Origin of the sequence: Leucobacter sp. UCD-THU, assembly GCF_000349545.1 — a bacterium.
Taxonomy (GTDB): Bacteria; Actinomycetota; Actinomycetes; order Actinomycetales; family Microbacteriaceae; genus Leucobacter; species Leucobacter muris.
On sequence record NZ_KB714605.1, the window covers coordinates 213,977 to 228,142 of the forward strand.

Annotated in this window: 11 protein-coding genes; all 11 read right to left on the minus strand. The window is 67.5% G+C overall.

Annotation, left to right across the window (positions count from 1 at the left end; all coding sequences use genetic code 11):
• Positions 1–19 precede the first annotated feature (19 nt).
• The 11 genes from rplB to fusA all read right to left on the minus strand — a co-directional run bounded on the left by rplB (position 20) and on the right by fusA (position 14,125).
• Complete coding sequence (gene rplB, locus H490_RS30470) at positions 20–856, minus strand: 50S ribosomal protein L2 (protein ID WP_017885324.1); 837 nt, start codon at positions 854–856, stop codon at positions 20–22.
• 22 nt (positions 857–878) lie between these two features.
• Positions 879–1,178, minus strand: coding sequence for a 50S ribosomal protein L23 (gene rplW, locus H490_RS30475; RefSeq protein ID WP_017885325.1), 300 nt, complete (start codon positions 1,176–1,178; stop codon positions 879–881).
• Positions 1,175–1,828, minus strand: coding sequence for a 50S ribosomal protein L4 (gene rplD / locus H490_RS30480; RefSeq protein ID WP_017885326.1), 654 nt, complete (start codon positions 1,826–1,828; stop codon positions 1,175–1,177). Before rplD ends, rplW begins: the two co-directional genes overlap by 4 nt.
• 3 nt (positions 1,829–1,831) lie before the next feature.
• Positions 1,832–2,485, minus strand: coding sequence for a 50S ribosomal protein L3 (gene rplC, locus H490_RS30485; protein ID WP_017885327.1), 654 nt, complete (start codon positions 2,483–2,485; stop codon positions 1,832–1,834).
• 14 nt (positions 2,486–2,499) lie between these two features.
• Positions 2,500–2,808, minus strand: a complete 309-nt coding sequence (gene rpsJ / locus H490_RS30490; protein WP_010156393.1) for a 30S ribosomal protein S10 — start codon at positions 2,806–2,808, stop codon at positions 2,500–2,502.
• Positions 2,809–3,379: 571 nt separating this feature from the next.
• Entirely contained in the window at positions 3,380–4,480 is a 1,101-nt protein-coding gene (locus H490_RS30495) for a hypothetical protein (protein ID WP_017885328.1), read from the minus strand.
• A complete protein-coding gene (locus tag H490_RS30500) occupies positions 4,477–6,276 on the minus strand; it encodes a polysaccharide biosynthesis protein (RefSeq protein WP_017885329.1) in 1,800 nt (599 codons plus the stop codon). The genes H490_RS30495 and H490_RS30500 overlap by 4 nt, the downstream gene beginning before the upstream one ends.
• A 268-nt stretch (positions 6,277–6,544) precedes the next feature.
• Positions 6,545–9,625: a hypothetical protein gene (locus tag H490_RS30505; RefSeq protein ID WP_152424350.1), complete on the minus strand. Its 3,081-nt coding sequence runs from the start codon at positions 9,623–9,625 to the stop codon at positions 6,545–6,547.
• Entirely contained in the window at positions 9,622–10,191 is a 570-nt protein-coding gene (locus H490_RS30510) for an LPXTG cell wall anchor domain-containing protein (RefSeq protein WP_017885331.1), read from the minus strand. The genes H490_RS30505 and H490_RS30510 overlap by 4 nt, the downstream gene beginning before the upstream one ends.
• A 400-nt stretch (positions 10,192–10,591) precedes the next feature.
• Positions 10,592–11,785 carry an elongation factor Tu gene (gene tuf, locus H490_RS30515; protein WP_017885332.1) on the minus strand — a complete coding sequence of 398 codons (1,194 nt, stop codon included), beginning with the start codon at positions 11,783–11,785 and terminating at the stop codon, positions 10,592–10,594.
• Positions 11,786–12,004: 219 nt separating this feature from the next.
• On the minus strand, positions 12,005–14,125 hold the full coding sequence (gene fusA, locus H490_RS30520) for an elongation factor G (RefSeq protein WP_017885333.1): 2,121 nt from the start codon (positions 14,123–14,125) through the stop codon (positions 12,005–12,007).
• Between the last annotated feature and the right edge of the window lie 41 nt (positions 14,126–14,166).

Consider the following 14,166-nt stretch of genomic DNA (forward strand, 5'->3'; position numbering starts at 1 on the left):
ACTCTCTCCTACCTGCCGTTTAGCGCTTCTTGCCGGTCGGACGGCGACGCACGATGAGCTTGTCGCTTTCCTTGTTCGGGTGGCGCGTGCGGCCTTCCTTCTGACCCCAGGGGCTGACCGGGTGGCGACCGCCCGAGGTGCGGCCTTCGCCACCACCGTGCGGGTGATCCACCGGGTTCATGACGACACCGCGCACGGTCGGGCGGACGCCCTTCCAGCGCATGCGGCCGGCCTTGCCCCAGTTGATGTTCGACTGCTCGGCGTTGCCCACCTCGCCGACGGTTGCGCGGCAGCGCACGTCGACGTTGCGGATCTCGCCCGAGGGCAGACGCAGCTGGGCGTAGGGGCCGTCCTTGGCGACGAGGCGAACCGACGCGCCGGCGGAACGAGCGAGCTTCGCTCCCCCGCCCGGCTTCAGCTCGATCGCGTGGATGACCGTACCGGTGGGGATGTTCTTCAGCGGCAGGTTGTTGCCGGGCTTGATATCGGCACCGGCGCCCGACTCGATGATGTCGCCCTGCTTCAGCTTGTTCGGGGCGATGATGTAACGCTTCGTGCCGTCCTCGAAGTGCAGCAGCGCGATGCGCGCCGTGCGGTTCGGGTCGTACTCGATGTGCGCGACCTTGGCGTTCACGCCGTCCTTGTCATTGCGACGGAAGTCGATGACGCGGTACTGGCGCTTGTGGCCACCGCCGATGTGGCGGGTGGTGATGCGGCCCTGGTTGTTGCGGCCGCCCGTCTTGGGGAGCGGGCGGAGCAGCGACTTCTCAGGGGTCGAGCGCGTGATCTCGGCGAAATCAGCGACGCTCGAGCCACGACGACCCGGGGTCGTCGGCTTGTACTTGCGAATAGCCATGTTGTGTTCCTCTTCGCCCCTTCTACAGCGCAGCCGTGAAGATGTCGATGGAGCCCGACTTCAGCGTGACGATGGCGCGCTTGGTGTCCTTGCGCTTGCCCATGCCAAACTTCGTGCGGCGGGTCTTGCCCTTGCGGTTGAGGGTGCGGATCTTCTCGACCTTCACGCCGAAGACCTGCTCGATGGCGAGCTTGATCTCAGTCTTGTTCGCGGTCGGCTGCACCTCGAAGGTGTACTGGCCGTTCGCGTCGATGAGGTTGTAGCTCTTCTCCGAGACGATCGGGCGGATGATGACGTCGTGTGCGGACTTGTTCAGGCTCACTTCGTGTCCTCCTTGGCGGCTCGGCCGGCGACGAACGCGTCGAAGGCAGCCTTGGTGAAGACGAGATCGTCGCTGACGACCACGTCGTAGGCGTTGAGCTGATCCTGGTACAGCACGTGGACGTGCTGCAGGTTGCGAACGCTGAGCACGGTGTTCTCGTCCTCGCGGACGACGACCACGAGCACGCGCTTGCCCGGCGCGACCGACGCGAGGAACTCGCGAGCCGACTTGGTGCTGGGCTTGTCGCCGATGCCGAACGACTCGACGATGTGCAGACGGCTCGCGCGGGCGCGATCCGAGAGCAGACCGGTGAGCGCGGCAGCGATCATCTTCTTGGGGGTGCGCTGCGAGTAGTCGCGCGGCACGGGGCCGTGCACGATGCCGCCGCCGCGGTGCTGCGGCATGCGGACCGAACCCTGGCGGGCGCGGCCGGTGCCCTTCTGCTTGAACGGCTTGACACCCGAACCGGAGCGCTCGCCGCGGTTCTTGGTCTTGTGCGTACCCTGACGCGCAGCTGCGAGCTGAGCGGTGACCACCTGGTGGATCAGCGGGACGTTGGTCTCGGCGCCGAAGATGGCCTCGGGAAGGTCGACCGAGCCGGCCTTCTTACCCTTGGCGTCGAGCACCTCGAGCTTGGTAGCGGTAGCCATGAACTACGCCCCCTTCACTGCGTTGCGAACGAAAACGAGACGACCGCGAGCGCCGGGAACCGCACCCTTGACCAGGATGAGACCCTTCTCGGCGTCGATCGCCTGCACGGTGAGGTTCTGCACGGTGACGCGCTCGCCACCCATGCGACCGGCCATGCGCTGGCCCTTGAAGACGCGACCGGGGGTCGCGGCGCCGCCGATGGAGCCGGGCTTGCGGTGGTTGCGGTGAGCACCGTGCGAAGCCGAGACGCCCTTGAAGTTGTGGCGCTTCATGGTGCCGGCGAAGCCCTTGCCCTTCGAGGTGCCCACGACGTCGATCTGCTGACCGGCCTCGAAGGTGGCGTCGACGGTGAGCTCCTGGCCGAGGGCGTACTCGGCCGCGTCGGCCGTGCGCACCTCGGTGAGGTGACGGCGGGGCGTGACGCCCGCCTTCTCGAAGTGACCGGCCGAAGGCTTGTTCACCTTGCGGGGATCGATCTGACCCGCGGCGATCTGCACGGCGCTGTAGCCGTCGACCTCGGGGGTGCGGATCTGGGTGACCACGTTGGGGGCCACCTCGATGACGGTCACGGGAACGACGTTGCCGTTCTCATCCCAGACCTGCGTCATACCGAGCTTGGTGCCCAGAAGACCCTTCACGTTGCGTGCTACTGACATGTTCGGATCCCCCCTTAGAGCTTGATCTCGATGTTGACGTCGGCAGGCAGATCGAGACGCATGAGCGAATCGACGGCCTTCGGGGTGGGATCGACGATGTCGATCAGGCGCTTGTGCGTGCGCTTCTCGAAGTGCTCGCGGCTGTCCTTGTACTTGTGAGGCGAACGGATCACGGCGATCACGTTCTTCTCCGTGGGGAGCGGCACGGGGCCGATCACGGTCGCACCCGCGCGGGTCACCGTGTCGACGATCTTACGTGCGGAGCTGTCGATGACCTCGTGGTCATACGACTTCAGTCGAATGCGGATCTTCTGTCCCGCCATGTGACTCTCTACTTTCTACTTGCGTCGTACCGCATGCCCCTGAGCGTGTCGAAGGGCCGGCGGCATTGGACGTCTTGCGTACCAGCGCCCTGGCACACGCACTCCGATGAGCGCGCCGTGCTGGGTCTCTGTTCACCTGTCAAGAACCGCGCCTGCGACGTGCGCAGGGACGGCCCCGCACACATGAAGCGACCGGGCTTTCGCCGAGCCGCTTCGATGCACGGGTGGTGTTCGCTACCCGCGGCCTAACCCGAACCGTCTCGCTCCCCGATCATGTCGGAGTGCCGAAGCGGCGGTTATGCACTGCCTGGCAGTGATCCGCACCGAGGCGCGGAGTACTGAACCTGTCTATTCTCGCACGGGAAAGTTGGTTGATGCAACCCGGGCGTGTCGCGGTTCGGGATCGCGCGCTCGCTAGGCGGGGACCCCCGGCGCGTCCTCGCTTCGCTCAGCCGCGCCAACCCCGATGCGCTCGCTCTCCGCGATCCCTCACCGCCTGAGAACGGCTCCCCGATACGCGCAGAACTCCAGTCTCCTCACCGCCCTTCAGGGAGAGGCCGATGGACCGCGGCTACGGCTGTGTGCGCGCGGGCAGCACTCGCGGCAGCAGCGAGTAGCAGACCACCACGGCGAGCCCCGCGACGAGCAGCGCGAGCGTGCCCCAGAGCCCGGTGAAGAGCGAACCGATGCCGAGCAGCGAGGCGACCGCCGTGCACCCGGCGGTGATCGCCGAGGCCTGCACGTGCGTGTAGCCGAGCTGCTGGATGCGCTGGTAGACGTGCTCCTTGTGGGGTTCGTCCCACCGCTTGCCGGCGCGCACCCGCTTCACCAGCGTCGCGCCGACGTCACCGAAGTAGATCACCATCGGCCCGATGGTGGCCAGGAACGGTATCCCTGCGACGAGGGCGGCGAAGCTCGTCACCGCGACCGAACCGCCGAGCAGGTAACTGCCGACGTCGCCCAGGAAGGCGCCCGGCTTCGTGAGGTTCCAGGGCAGGAACCCGCCGAAACCCGCTGCGAGCACGAGACCGACGACCAGCAGCCACCCGTGACCGGTGAGGTATCCGACAACCGCGAACGTGAGACCCGCGATGACCCCGTGGAAGCCGCTGATGCCGTTGAGCCCGTCCATGAAGTTCGCGACGTTGATGTAGCTCGAGATGAACAGCACCGCGTAGACGGCGAGCAGCAGCAGCCCCCACAGCGGCAGGTCGGTCTCCAGCCATCCGCTCACCCACTGCAGGAAGACGGGGCTCACGAGCCCCGACGAGCCGCCGAAGAGCTGGGGCTGCCAGAGCAGCGATGCGGCCACGCCCGAAGCGATGAGCAGCAGGCAGAGGCTGCGCACCCTGACGCTCAATCCGCGCAGGTCCTCGGCCAGGCCGAGCAGACCGGCCGCGATCGAGCCGGCGACCACGGTGATCGTGTTGGTCGAGACGTACGGGTAACCGAGCAGCGGGTAGACGAGCGCCGCGAGGATCCCGCCGGCCGCCATCGCGATGAGCACGGCGAGCCCGAGCCCGCGCAGCACGGGGCGCTCGTGCGAGGATCGCTCGTTGGGCACGTCCATGATGCCGAGCTTCATGAGCAGCGGCTTTACCGCGAACGGCAGCAGCAGGCTGAGCGCGAGCGTCAGCGCCCCGATCCCGAGCACCGTGCCGAGGCCCGTCACTGCACCCGCTCCTCAGCGGCTTCGGTGAGGTCGAGGCGGGCGATCCAGCCTTCGTGATCGAGCACGTCGGGCGAGATCGTGTCGACGTGGGCGTGGGAGATCTTGGGGTGGAACGGGCGCTCGTCGCCCTCGCCGCGGCCCACGAGCTCTTCGTGCAGCTTCTCGCCGTGGCGCAGACCGGTGTAGACGATCTCGATGTCTTTGCCGGACTGCGCGATCATGCGACGTGCGACGTCGACGATGCGCACGGGGTCACCCATGTCGAGGATCAGCACCTCGCCGGGTCGCCCGATGCCGCCGGCCTGCACGACGAGCTGGCAGGCCTCGGGGATCGTCATGAAGAAGCGGGTGACGTCGGGGTGAGTGACGGTGAGCGGGCCTCCGGCCTCGATGAGCTTGCGGAAGGTGGGCAGCATGGACCCGCGGCTGCCGATCACGTTGCCGAAGCGCACGGAGAGGTAGCGCTGCCCCGTCTGCTCGGCCATCCAGGCGGTCAGCTTCTCGGCGACCCGCTTCGAGTGGCCGAGCACGCTCGTGGGGTTCGCGGCCTTGTCGGTGGAGATGTTGACGAACGTGCCGACGCCGGCGCTGCGGGCGGCGCGCAGCACGTTGAGCGTGCCGATCACGTTGGTCTTCCAGGCCTCATCGGGGTACTGCTCGAGCATCGGCAGGTGCTTGAGCGCCGCCGCGTGGAACACGACCTCGGGGCGCCGCTCCGAGAAGATGCGCTGCAGCGTGGCCTCGTCGCGGATGTCGGCGAGCACCACGTCGTTGGTGTCGAGCAGCCCGTGCCCGCTGATCGAGAGCTGCGTCTCCTGCAGGGCGGTCTCGTCGCGGTCGAGCATGATGAGCTCGCTCGGCGCGAATCTCGCGAGCTGGCGGCAGAGCTCGGAGCCGATGGATCCGCCCGCGCCCGTCACGAGCACGCGCCGGTCCTGCAGGTACTCGGCGATCGACTCGGTCTCGAGCCTCACGGGGTGGCGCCCGATGAGGTCCTCGATCGAGAGTTCGCGCACATCCGAGATCGCCGAGGCGTTCTGCAGGATCTGCTCGAGCGGGGGCAGCACCATGGCGGTGACGCCGGCGCGGTCGGCCGCCTGATCGACGCGCCGCATCATCGTCGCATCGGCGTCGCCGATGCAGACGATGAGTCGGGCGGCGCGGGTCTGGCGCACGATGTCGGCGAGGTCGCTGAAACCGCCGAGCACGCGCACGCCGCGCACCTCCTGGTGCCGCTTGGCGGGGTCGTCGTCGATGAACCCGACCGGCAGCACCGCACCCTTGGCGTCGGTGAGCAGACGCTTGGCGGTCTGCACGCCCAGGTACCCCGCGCCGTAGAGCAGGGTCCGCTCGGCCTCGGCGCCGGGCTTCAACTGCCGCTCGTTGTAGAGCCGCAGCACGTATCTGGCGACGCCCATGAGGCTGAACGTGATGGGGGCGGCGATGATCATGGTGCTGCGCGGGATGCCGTTGCCGTAGCCGACGAGGAACGCGAAGACCCAGGCCACGACCATGACGGCGATCACGTCGAGCACGATCGCCCGAACCTCGTCGAAGCTGCCGACCTCGTAGCGGCTGCGGTACAGCCAGAACGCCCAGCCGCCCAATAGCTGCAACAGCACGGTGACGCCGATCACCGCGAGCGTCCAGCCCCAGTGAATGCGGTTCAGGTTGAAGTCGAAGCGCAGCACGAGCGCCGCGAGAATGCCCACCGCCCAGGAGGCGGCGTCGAGCAGGAACAGGAGCCCGTACTGCCTGGTGAAGTGGGCGACGCGCTCACCGAGGGTCTGCGGCACTCGTACTCCATTCGCTCTGCTGAAACGACCCGAGAAAGAACCTCAGGAACACCTTCGAGGATACCGCGCGCCGCGCGCTCCCCAGCCGACCCGGCCGGGTGCGCCGCGGATCCTGCGCGGCCCCGACGCACGAGAGCCCGCGCCTCGCACCGCTCCATTTCGGTGCGGTGCGAGGCGCGGGCTCTGCTCGGGTGCCGGGAGGCGGTGGGGTCTCAGCACCCGAGCCGGGGCTGCAGGGGGTGAAGACTAGCCCCGGGCCTGGGTCCGGTCAGACCGGGATCGGCGGCGGGGCCGCGAAGCTCCTGCCGCCCGGCGGCCCGAGCGACGCGACGCCGCTCGCGTCACCGCCGTACTCCCACTCGTCCGACCAGAAGACGAACTTGAACTTCTTCTCGTTGATGGTGTGGTCCCACTCCTTGGTGAAGAGTTTGAGCTTGACCTTCACCGCGTAGCCGAGTTCGGCGAACACCTCGGCCGAGAGCACCCACTTGTTCTTCGCCACGCTGTATTTGATCTCTCCGGCTATGCCGGCGCGTATCGAGATGTCGAGCTGGGGGCCGGCCACACCGTAGAGCGCGGTGTTGGGGGCGAACACCGGGCCGACGGCCAGCTCGCCCTCGAACTCCGCGTTGATGTCGGCGATCGGGCTGAACCCGAGCGGCAGGCTCGACGACTTGGTCGGCTTGTTGAGCGATTCCCACCCCTTCTCGGGTGTGTACTGCGTTCCGACCGTGTCGGTGCGGGAGAATCCGATCTTCGCGGTGGCGGTCGCCTTCAGCTCGAGGGTGGCCTTCATGACGAGCTCGATCGTGTTCTGCAGCACGATCGGCACGGGACCCGCCATGATCGTGGTGATCGGCAGGTTGATCGACATCACTCGCTGCGACAGCGTCAGCGCTCCCTCGAATTTGATGAAGAGCGATATCGCGGCCTGCGCCTTGAGCGTGTTCGACACCTCGATGGCGAACTTGGTGACGGTGATGCCGGTGGGGATCACCCGCCACTTCCAGGTGATCTCGGTCTCGAGGGTGAATTTGAGCGACGGCAGAGCCTGCGCGGCGAGCGAGATGCCGACACCGCCCTTGACGCTGCCCTCCTTCGCCCATTGCTTCACCTCGTTCGCCACCTCGGCCTCGGGGTCGGCCGAGGACGCACCGACATCGGTGATGCCCCAGCTCTTGTCCCTCTTCACCAGCTTGGTGTTGACCTTGATGCCGAACGCGGTCGAGAGCTCTGCGCTGACCGCCGGTCGAATGCCGCCGGGCGCGCCGTTCTTCAGCACGGCCGACCTGATGTCGGGCCGGCCCGCGGTCGCGCCGACCGTCTCGATCGGCGTCGGGGGGCACGGGATCGCCGAGGTGTCGGTGCCGGTCGGGTCGCACTCGTCGGGGAAGGGATCGAGGTCGACGTCGTCGCCGGTCACGATCTCGGCGGTCTCGTAGCCGACATCACCCGGCAGCCGCTCCGCTTCGACCTCGACGGGGGCTCCGTTCTCTTCGAGACTCGCCTGGAAGTTGGACTCGTCGAGTTCGCTCTCGCCGAGGTTGTCGTAGTCTTCGTCCTCGTCGATGTCGACCTGCAGGAAAACGTCTTCGATCTTCGCCATGACGGTGCGCACGCGCCACTCGTCGCCGACGCGGTCGAACGACTCGACCTCTGCGAAGAGGCCGCTCGGCGTGGCCTCGGTGGCTCCGGAGATCAGCGTGTCTCCCGGCTTGACGGTGCGGCTCGCCGAGACGTAGACCGTGTCGGGCTCCTCTGCGACGACGCGGCCGTCGAAGACGCCCGGAGTCTCGTTCAGCACGTGGATCTCGGGGTCGATGACCGTGTCGTCCTCGGTGAAGCGGTGCACATCCAGGCTGACGTCGGCGCGCTTCGAGTTGTCGCCGCGGTCGAAGGCCTCGACCGAGTAGGCGAAGGTGCCGCTCTGCGGCGCCGAGAGGTCGGCCTCCCAGCGCAGCACGCCCGCTTCCTCCCACACGTCGGCGTAGCCGAGGATCCCGTCGACGGCGTCGACGGAGATCTCCACGCGGTCGAGGCTCGGGGCGACGCCCTCGCTCGTGATCGTGCCGCCGAGGGTGAAGTAGCCGTCCTCGGAGAGATCGACGCCCTCACCCTGCTGATGCGTGTCGATCGAGATCTCGAAGTTCTTCGTGGCCTGTCGCTGCTCCTCGCCGAGAATGTCGCCGACCGGCAGCCACGACAGCTGCGCCTCGCCTCGCCGCAGCGTGTAGCCGTCGCCGTCGTCGTCGCTGCCGGTCGAGGCCGGCACGATCACGAGCTGCGGCGCGGCGCCGCGCGCGGGGTCGACCACGGCGCCGCGCGCCCGGCCGCTGTAGGCGGGCCCGAACTCGAAGAAGCTGCGCTCCGTGGATGTCGTGGGCGCGAGGGTCACCAGACCGATCGAGTAGGCCGCGTCGGAGTTGCGGGTGAGGGTCGCGAAGTCGTCGCGCCGTTCGGTGACCTTGTCGGTGAAGGTCTCGTCGAGGCTCGAGGTGGGCACGAAGCTGCCCGGCAGGCTCAGCTGGGTGCCCTGGTCGGGTGCGTCGGCCATCCAACCGATCACGTGCAGGCTGAGGTGCCCGGTCGCCCCAGCGAGGCTCGCGGGCACTCCCCCGTCGGCGTCCGGCGAGAGCACGGTGGTGAAGGTGCTGACGCCGGCGGGCAGCGGCACACGCTGGGTGCCGATGTCGAGCGTTCCCGCCCCGTCGAGCTCCGCGGTGATCGTGACGTAGGCGCCGCGCACGCGCTCAGTCGGCACGCCTCCCTGGCCGGTCAGGCCGACGTGGATCGGCTCCGATCCGATTCCCGTTCCGGCGAGGCCGCTGCGGGTGTCGGCGCGGAGCACCGGCTCGGGGAGGGCGATCGTCGATCCCGGCTGCGCCTGCGAACCGTTGAACGCCGCGAGCGCCTCGACGCGCACCTGCACCGGCGCGTTCGCCCAGAGCTGGGCGCGGCCCTCGGCGTCGATCGGCACGAGCACGGTGGTCGACGCCGACACGCCGGCCGGCGTGCGCAGCGATGCGACACCGCCCGCCTGGAACACGACCGTGTCCTGCGCGGGAGAGAACACCGAGACCCGCAGCAGCGCCGAACCGTAGCCCAGCGCCGACTCGCCGAGCGCGACGAGAGACCCCGGCTCGGTGCCGAGCACCGCACCGATCCCGACCTCGGAGTCGACTTCGGGCAGACGATCACGGTCGTTCACCCGGTACCCGATCTCGCCGGAGACCGGTGTCGGATCGAAGTCCTCGGGCGCGATCGGTTCGGCGTTCGCCGCCGTCGCCGACCCGAGCACCAGCAGGAACGCGGTCGCCGAGGCGATCGCGAGACGCATCATATTCCTCATCGTGCCGCCTCCTCTCGCGAGGCGCGGGTGCGGCGAAGCACGTAGACGGTGCCGCCGGCGATCACGAGCAGCGCGCCCGCGACGATGAGCCACGTCGGCTCGTCACCGCCCGTGCGCGCCATGTTCTTCTTCGCTCCGCGGTTCTGATCGCCGTCGGGATCTTCGGCATCGGGCCCGGCGGGCTGCGGCTGTTCGCCGTCGCTCTCGGGCCCCTTCGGGATCGCGATGCGCATGTTCACGCCCTGCAGCACGAGCCCGTTCGGGTCGAGCACGGTGAGCGCCAGGTCGGGCCTGGCCGCCGGCGCCCCGACCCCGGGAAGGATGGTCAGCGTCACCTGGCCCTGAGTCGCGGCGAACTCGCCGTGCAGGCCGAATGTGGTCGCCGTCATCGGCACGTCGAGCGTCGATCCGCCGATCTGGGCGCGCACGGACACCGCGTTCGCCGCCAGACCGCTCTGCTCCAGTTCGACCCAGACCCGCGCCGTGCCGGCGGGCAGCGTGAACTGGCCGAGCCCCTCCGGCTCGGCGGCGTGCGCCGCAGCACCGCTGCCGAGCAGCAACGCCACGAGCAGGCTTCCTATCGCCCCAAGGCGCAATCGTCCTCGCATCCCCATCTGCTTCCCCTTTTCCGGGCCCCGCGAGCGCAGGCTTCGTCCACTCGACAATATGGAACACCGCGGAAGAGGAGAAACGGAGTAGGCGGAAATGCCTACCGCGCTGCGACTCGGCCGGGATCGTGTGCTGCCGGGGCAACCGCAACGGGGGCATCCGAGGCCTTTTCGAAGCGCTTTTGGCGTGGGCATCGCAGCCGGCATGGAGTCGCTGCAGGCCCTCACGAGCTTCACTGCGGGCTTCGGCTCCACCGTCGGCGGCGTCGGCGTNTGCAGAAGGTGGAAAACGCCTTCGAAAACGAGAAGAACCCCCGGGATCTCTCCCGGGGGTTCTTCGTCAGCTCGCTGGCGAGACTTACTCGACGACCTTGGTCACCGTGCCGGCGCCGACGGTGCGGCCACCCTCACGGATCGCGAAGCCGAGGCCCTCCTCCATGGCGATCGGCTGGATCAGCTCGACCGACATGTCGGTGGTGTCGCCGGGCATGACCATCGGCTTGTCCTCGGGCAGGGTGATGACGCCGGTCACGTCAGTCGTACGGAAGTAGAACTGCGGACGGTAGTTCGTCTCGAACGGGTTGTGGCGGCCGCCCTCTTCCTTCTTGAGGATGTAGGCGGTGCCCTCGAACTTGGTGTGCGGGGTGATCGAACCGGGTGCGACCACGACCTGGCCGCGCTCCACGTCCTCGCGCTTGGTGCCGCGGAGGAGGAGGCCACAGTTCTCGCCGGCCCACGCCTCGTCGAGCTGCTTGTGGAACATCTCGATGCCGGTGACGGTGGTCTTCTGCGTCGGGCGCAGACCCACGATCTCGACCTCGGAGTTGATCTTCAGCGTACCGCGCTCGGCGCGGCCGGTGACGACGGTGCCGCGGCCGGTGATGGTGAAGACGTCCTCGACGGGCATGAGGAACGGCTTGTCCTTGTCACGCACCGGATCGGGGATGCTGCTGTCGACGGCCTCCATGAGCTCGAGGATCGAGTTGACCCACTTCTCCTCGCCCTGGAGCGCCTGGTAGCCCGAGACGCGCACGACGGGAGCGTTGTCGCCGTCGAAGCCGTTCTTGGTGAGCTCCTCGCGGACCTCCATCTCGACGAGCTCGAGGATCTCCTCGTCGTCGACCTGGTCGCACTTGTTGAGGGCGACGAGCAGGTAGGGGACGCCGACCTGCTTGGCGAGAAGGATGTGCTCCTTCGACTGAGCCATCAGGCCGTCGGTCGCCGCGACCACGAGGATCGCGCCGTCCATCTGAGCGGCGCCGGTGATCATGTTCTTGATGTAGTCGGCGTGACCCGGGGCATCAACGTGAGCGTAGTGGCGCTTCTCGGTCTCGTACTCGACGTGCGAGATGTTGATGGTGATACCGCGCTGGCGCTCCTCGGGAGCCGAGTCGATCGTGTCGAAGTCGCGCTGCACGTTGACGTCAGACGGGAACTTGTCAGCGAGGGTCTTCGAGATCGCCGCGGTAAGGGTGGTCTTACCGTGGTCGACGTGACCGATCGTTCCGATGTTTACGTGCGGCTTGGTCCGCTCGAACTTGGCCTTCGCCACTATGGTCCTCCTCAGGACATCGTTGCACCCGCTTCCCCCCGACGGTTTCGAGGGCGCGCGGGCGCGGGGTGTGTGTACCTATGTTACAAGCTCTGGCCTGCGATCGCGACCTGAGCAGTGATTTGGGCTACTGCCCCGTAGGCGGGTTCCCGGCCGGAGCCGGAGCGGGAGAAGCCCCGTCTCCGACGCCGACCGGGAACCGCCCGATCAGCGGAGCAGTTACTCGCCCTTAGCCTTCTGAACGATCTCATCGGCCACGGCCTTCGGCACCTCAGCGTAGGAGTCGAAGGTCATCGAGAACACCGCGCGACCGCTGGTCTTCGACCGCAGGTCGCCGATGTACCCGAACATCTCGGAGAGCGGGACGAGGGCGCGCACGACCTTGACGCCGCTCGCGTCCTCCATGGACTGGATCTGTCCACGACGGGAGTTCAGGTCGCCGATCACGTCGCCCATGTACTCCTCGGGAGTGCGCACCTCGACCGCCATGAGCGGCTCGAGGATGACGGGCTGAGCGAGACGCGCGGCCTCCTTGAAGGCCATCGAGCCGGCGATCTTGAACGCCATCTCCGAGGAGTCGACGTCGTGGTACTGGCCGTCGAGCAGGGTCGCCTTGACGTTGACGACGGGGAAGCCGGCGAGGATGCCGTACTGCATGGCGTCCTGGATACCGGCGTCCACCGACGGGATGTACTCGCGGGGAACGCGACCGCCGGTCACCTTGTCCTCGAACTCGTAGGTCTTCTCGCTGCCCTCTTCGACCTCGAGCGGCGCGAGCGCGATCTGCACCTTCGCGAACTGACCGGAACCACCGGTCTGCTTCTTGTGGGTGTAGTCGTACTTGTCGACCGCGCGGCGGATCGTCTCGCGGTAGGCGACCTGGGGCTTGCCCACGTTGGCCTCGACCTTGAACTCGCGCTTCATGCGATCGACGAGGATGTCGAGGTGCAGCTCGCCCATGCCGGCGATGACGGTCTGACCGGTCTCGGCGTTGAGGCTCACGCGGAACGTGGGATCCTCTTCGGCGAGCTTCTGGATCGCGACGCCGAGCTTCTCCTGGTCGCCCTTCGTCTTCGGCTCGATGGCCACCTCGATCACGGGCTCGGGGAAGGTCATCGACTCGAGCACGACCTGGTTGTTCGGGTCGCTCAGGGTGTCACCGGTGGTGGTGTCCTTGAGGCCGATCACGGCGTAGATGTTGCCCGCAGTCAGCTCGTCGACCGGGTTCTCCTTGTTGGCGTGCATCTGGAAGATCTTGCCGATGCGCTCCTTCTTGCCCTTGGTCGAGTTGACGACCTGGGCGCCCGACTCGGCCTTGCCCGAGTACACGCGCACGTAGGTGAGGCGACCGAAGAACGGGTGCACGGCGATCTTGAACGCGAGCGCCGAGAACGGCTGGTCGGCCGACGGCTTGCGCTCGATGACGACCGACTCGTCGCGGGGGTCGTGCGCCTCGATGGCGCCGACGTCGAGCGGGTTCGGCAGGAAGTCGACGACCGCGTCGAGCATCGGCTGGATGCCGCGGTTCTTGAACGCCGAGCCGCAGTAGACGGGGTAGATCTCGTTGTTCACGACGAGCTTGCGGATGCCGGCCTTGAGCTCGTCGATGGTGAGCTCCTCGCCGCCGAAGAACTTCTCGAGCAGCGCGTCATCGGTCTCGGCGACGGTCTCGACGAGCTGCGCGCGGTACTCCTCGGCCTTGGCCTGGAGGTCGGCGGGGATCTCGCGGGTCTCGTAGTTCGCTCCCATGGTGACGTCGCCCTTGGCGTCGCCCTCCCACACGAACGCCTGCATCGAGAGCAGGTCGACGACGCCGGTGAAGTCCGACTCGGAACCGATGGGCAGCTGCATCACGAGCGGCTTGGCGCCGAGGCGGCTGACGATGGTGTCGACCGTGAAGTAGAAGTCGGCGCCCATCTTGTCCATCTTGTTGACGAAGCAGATGCGGGGCACGCCGTACTTGTCGGCCTGGCGCCACACGGTCTCGGACTGGGGCTCGACGCCCTCCTTGCCGTCGAACACCGCGACGGCGCCGTCGAGCACGCGGAGCGAGCGCTCCACCTCGACGGTGAAGTCGACGTGGCCCGGGGTGTCGATGATGTTGATCTGGTTCTTGTTCCAGAAGCAGGTCACCGCGGCACTGGTGATGGTGATGCCGCGCTCCTTCTCCTGCTCCATCCAGTCGGTCGTCGCGCCGCCGTCGTGGGTCTCGCCCAGCTTGTGGTTGACACCCGTGTAGAACAGGATGCGCTCGGTCGTAGTGGTCTTGCCGGCATCGATGTGGGCCATGATGCCGATGTTGCGGACCTTGCTCAGGTCGGTGAGCACGTCTTGTGCCACAGGGGTCTCCTCCGAATAGGGGGTGAAAAATGTGTGCGGAT

Coding starts and splice junctions, on each gene's coding strand:
- rpsJ (WP_010156393.1), bottom strand. CDS start 2,808: ATGGCGGGACAGAAGATCCGCATTCGACTGAAGTCGTATGACCACGAG.
- rplB (WP_017885324.1), bottom strand. CDS start 856: ATGGCTATTCGCAAGTACAAGCCGACGACCCCGGGTCGTCGTGGCTCG.
- rplD (WP_017885326.1), bottom strand. CDS start 1,828: ATGGCTACCGCTACCAAGCTCGAGGTGCTCGACGCCAAGGGTAAGAAG.
- rplC (WP_017885327.1), bottom strand. CDS start 2,485: ATGTCAGTAGCACGCAACGTGAAGGGTCTTCTGGGCACCAAGCTCGGT.
- H490_RS30505 (WP_152424350.1), bottom strand. CDS start 9,625: ATGAGGAATATGATGCGTCTCGCGATCGCCTCGGCGACCGCGTTCCTG.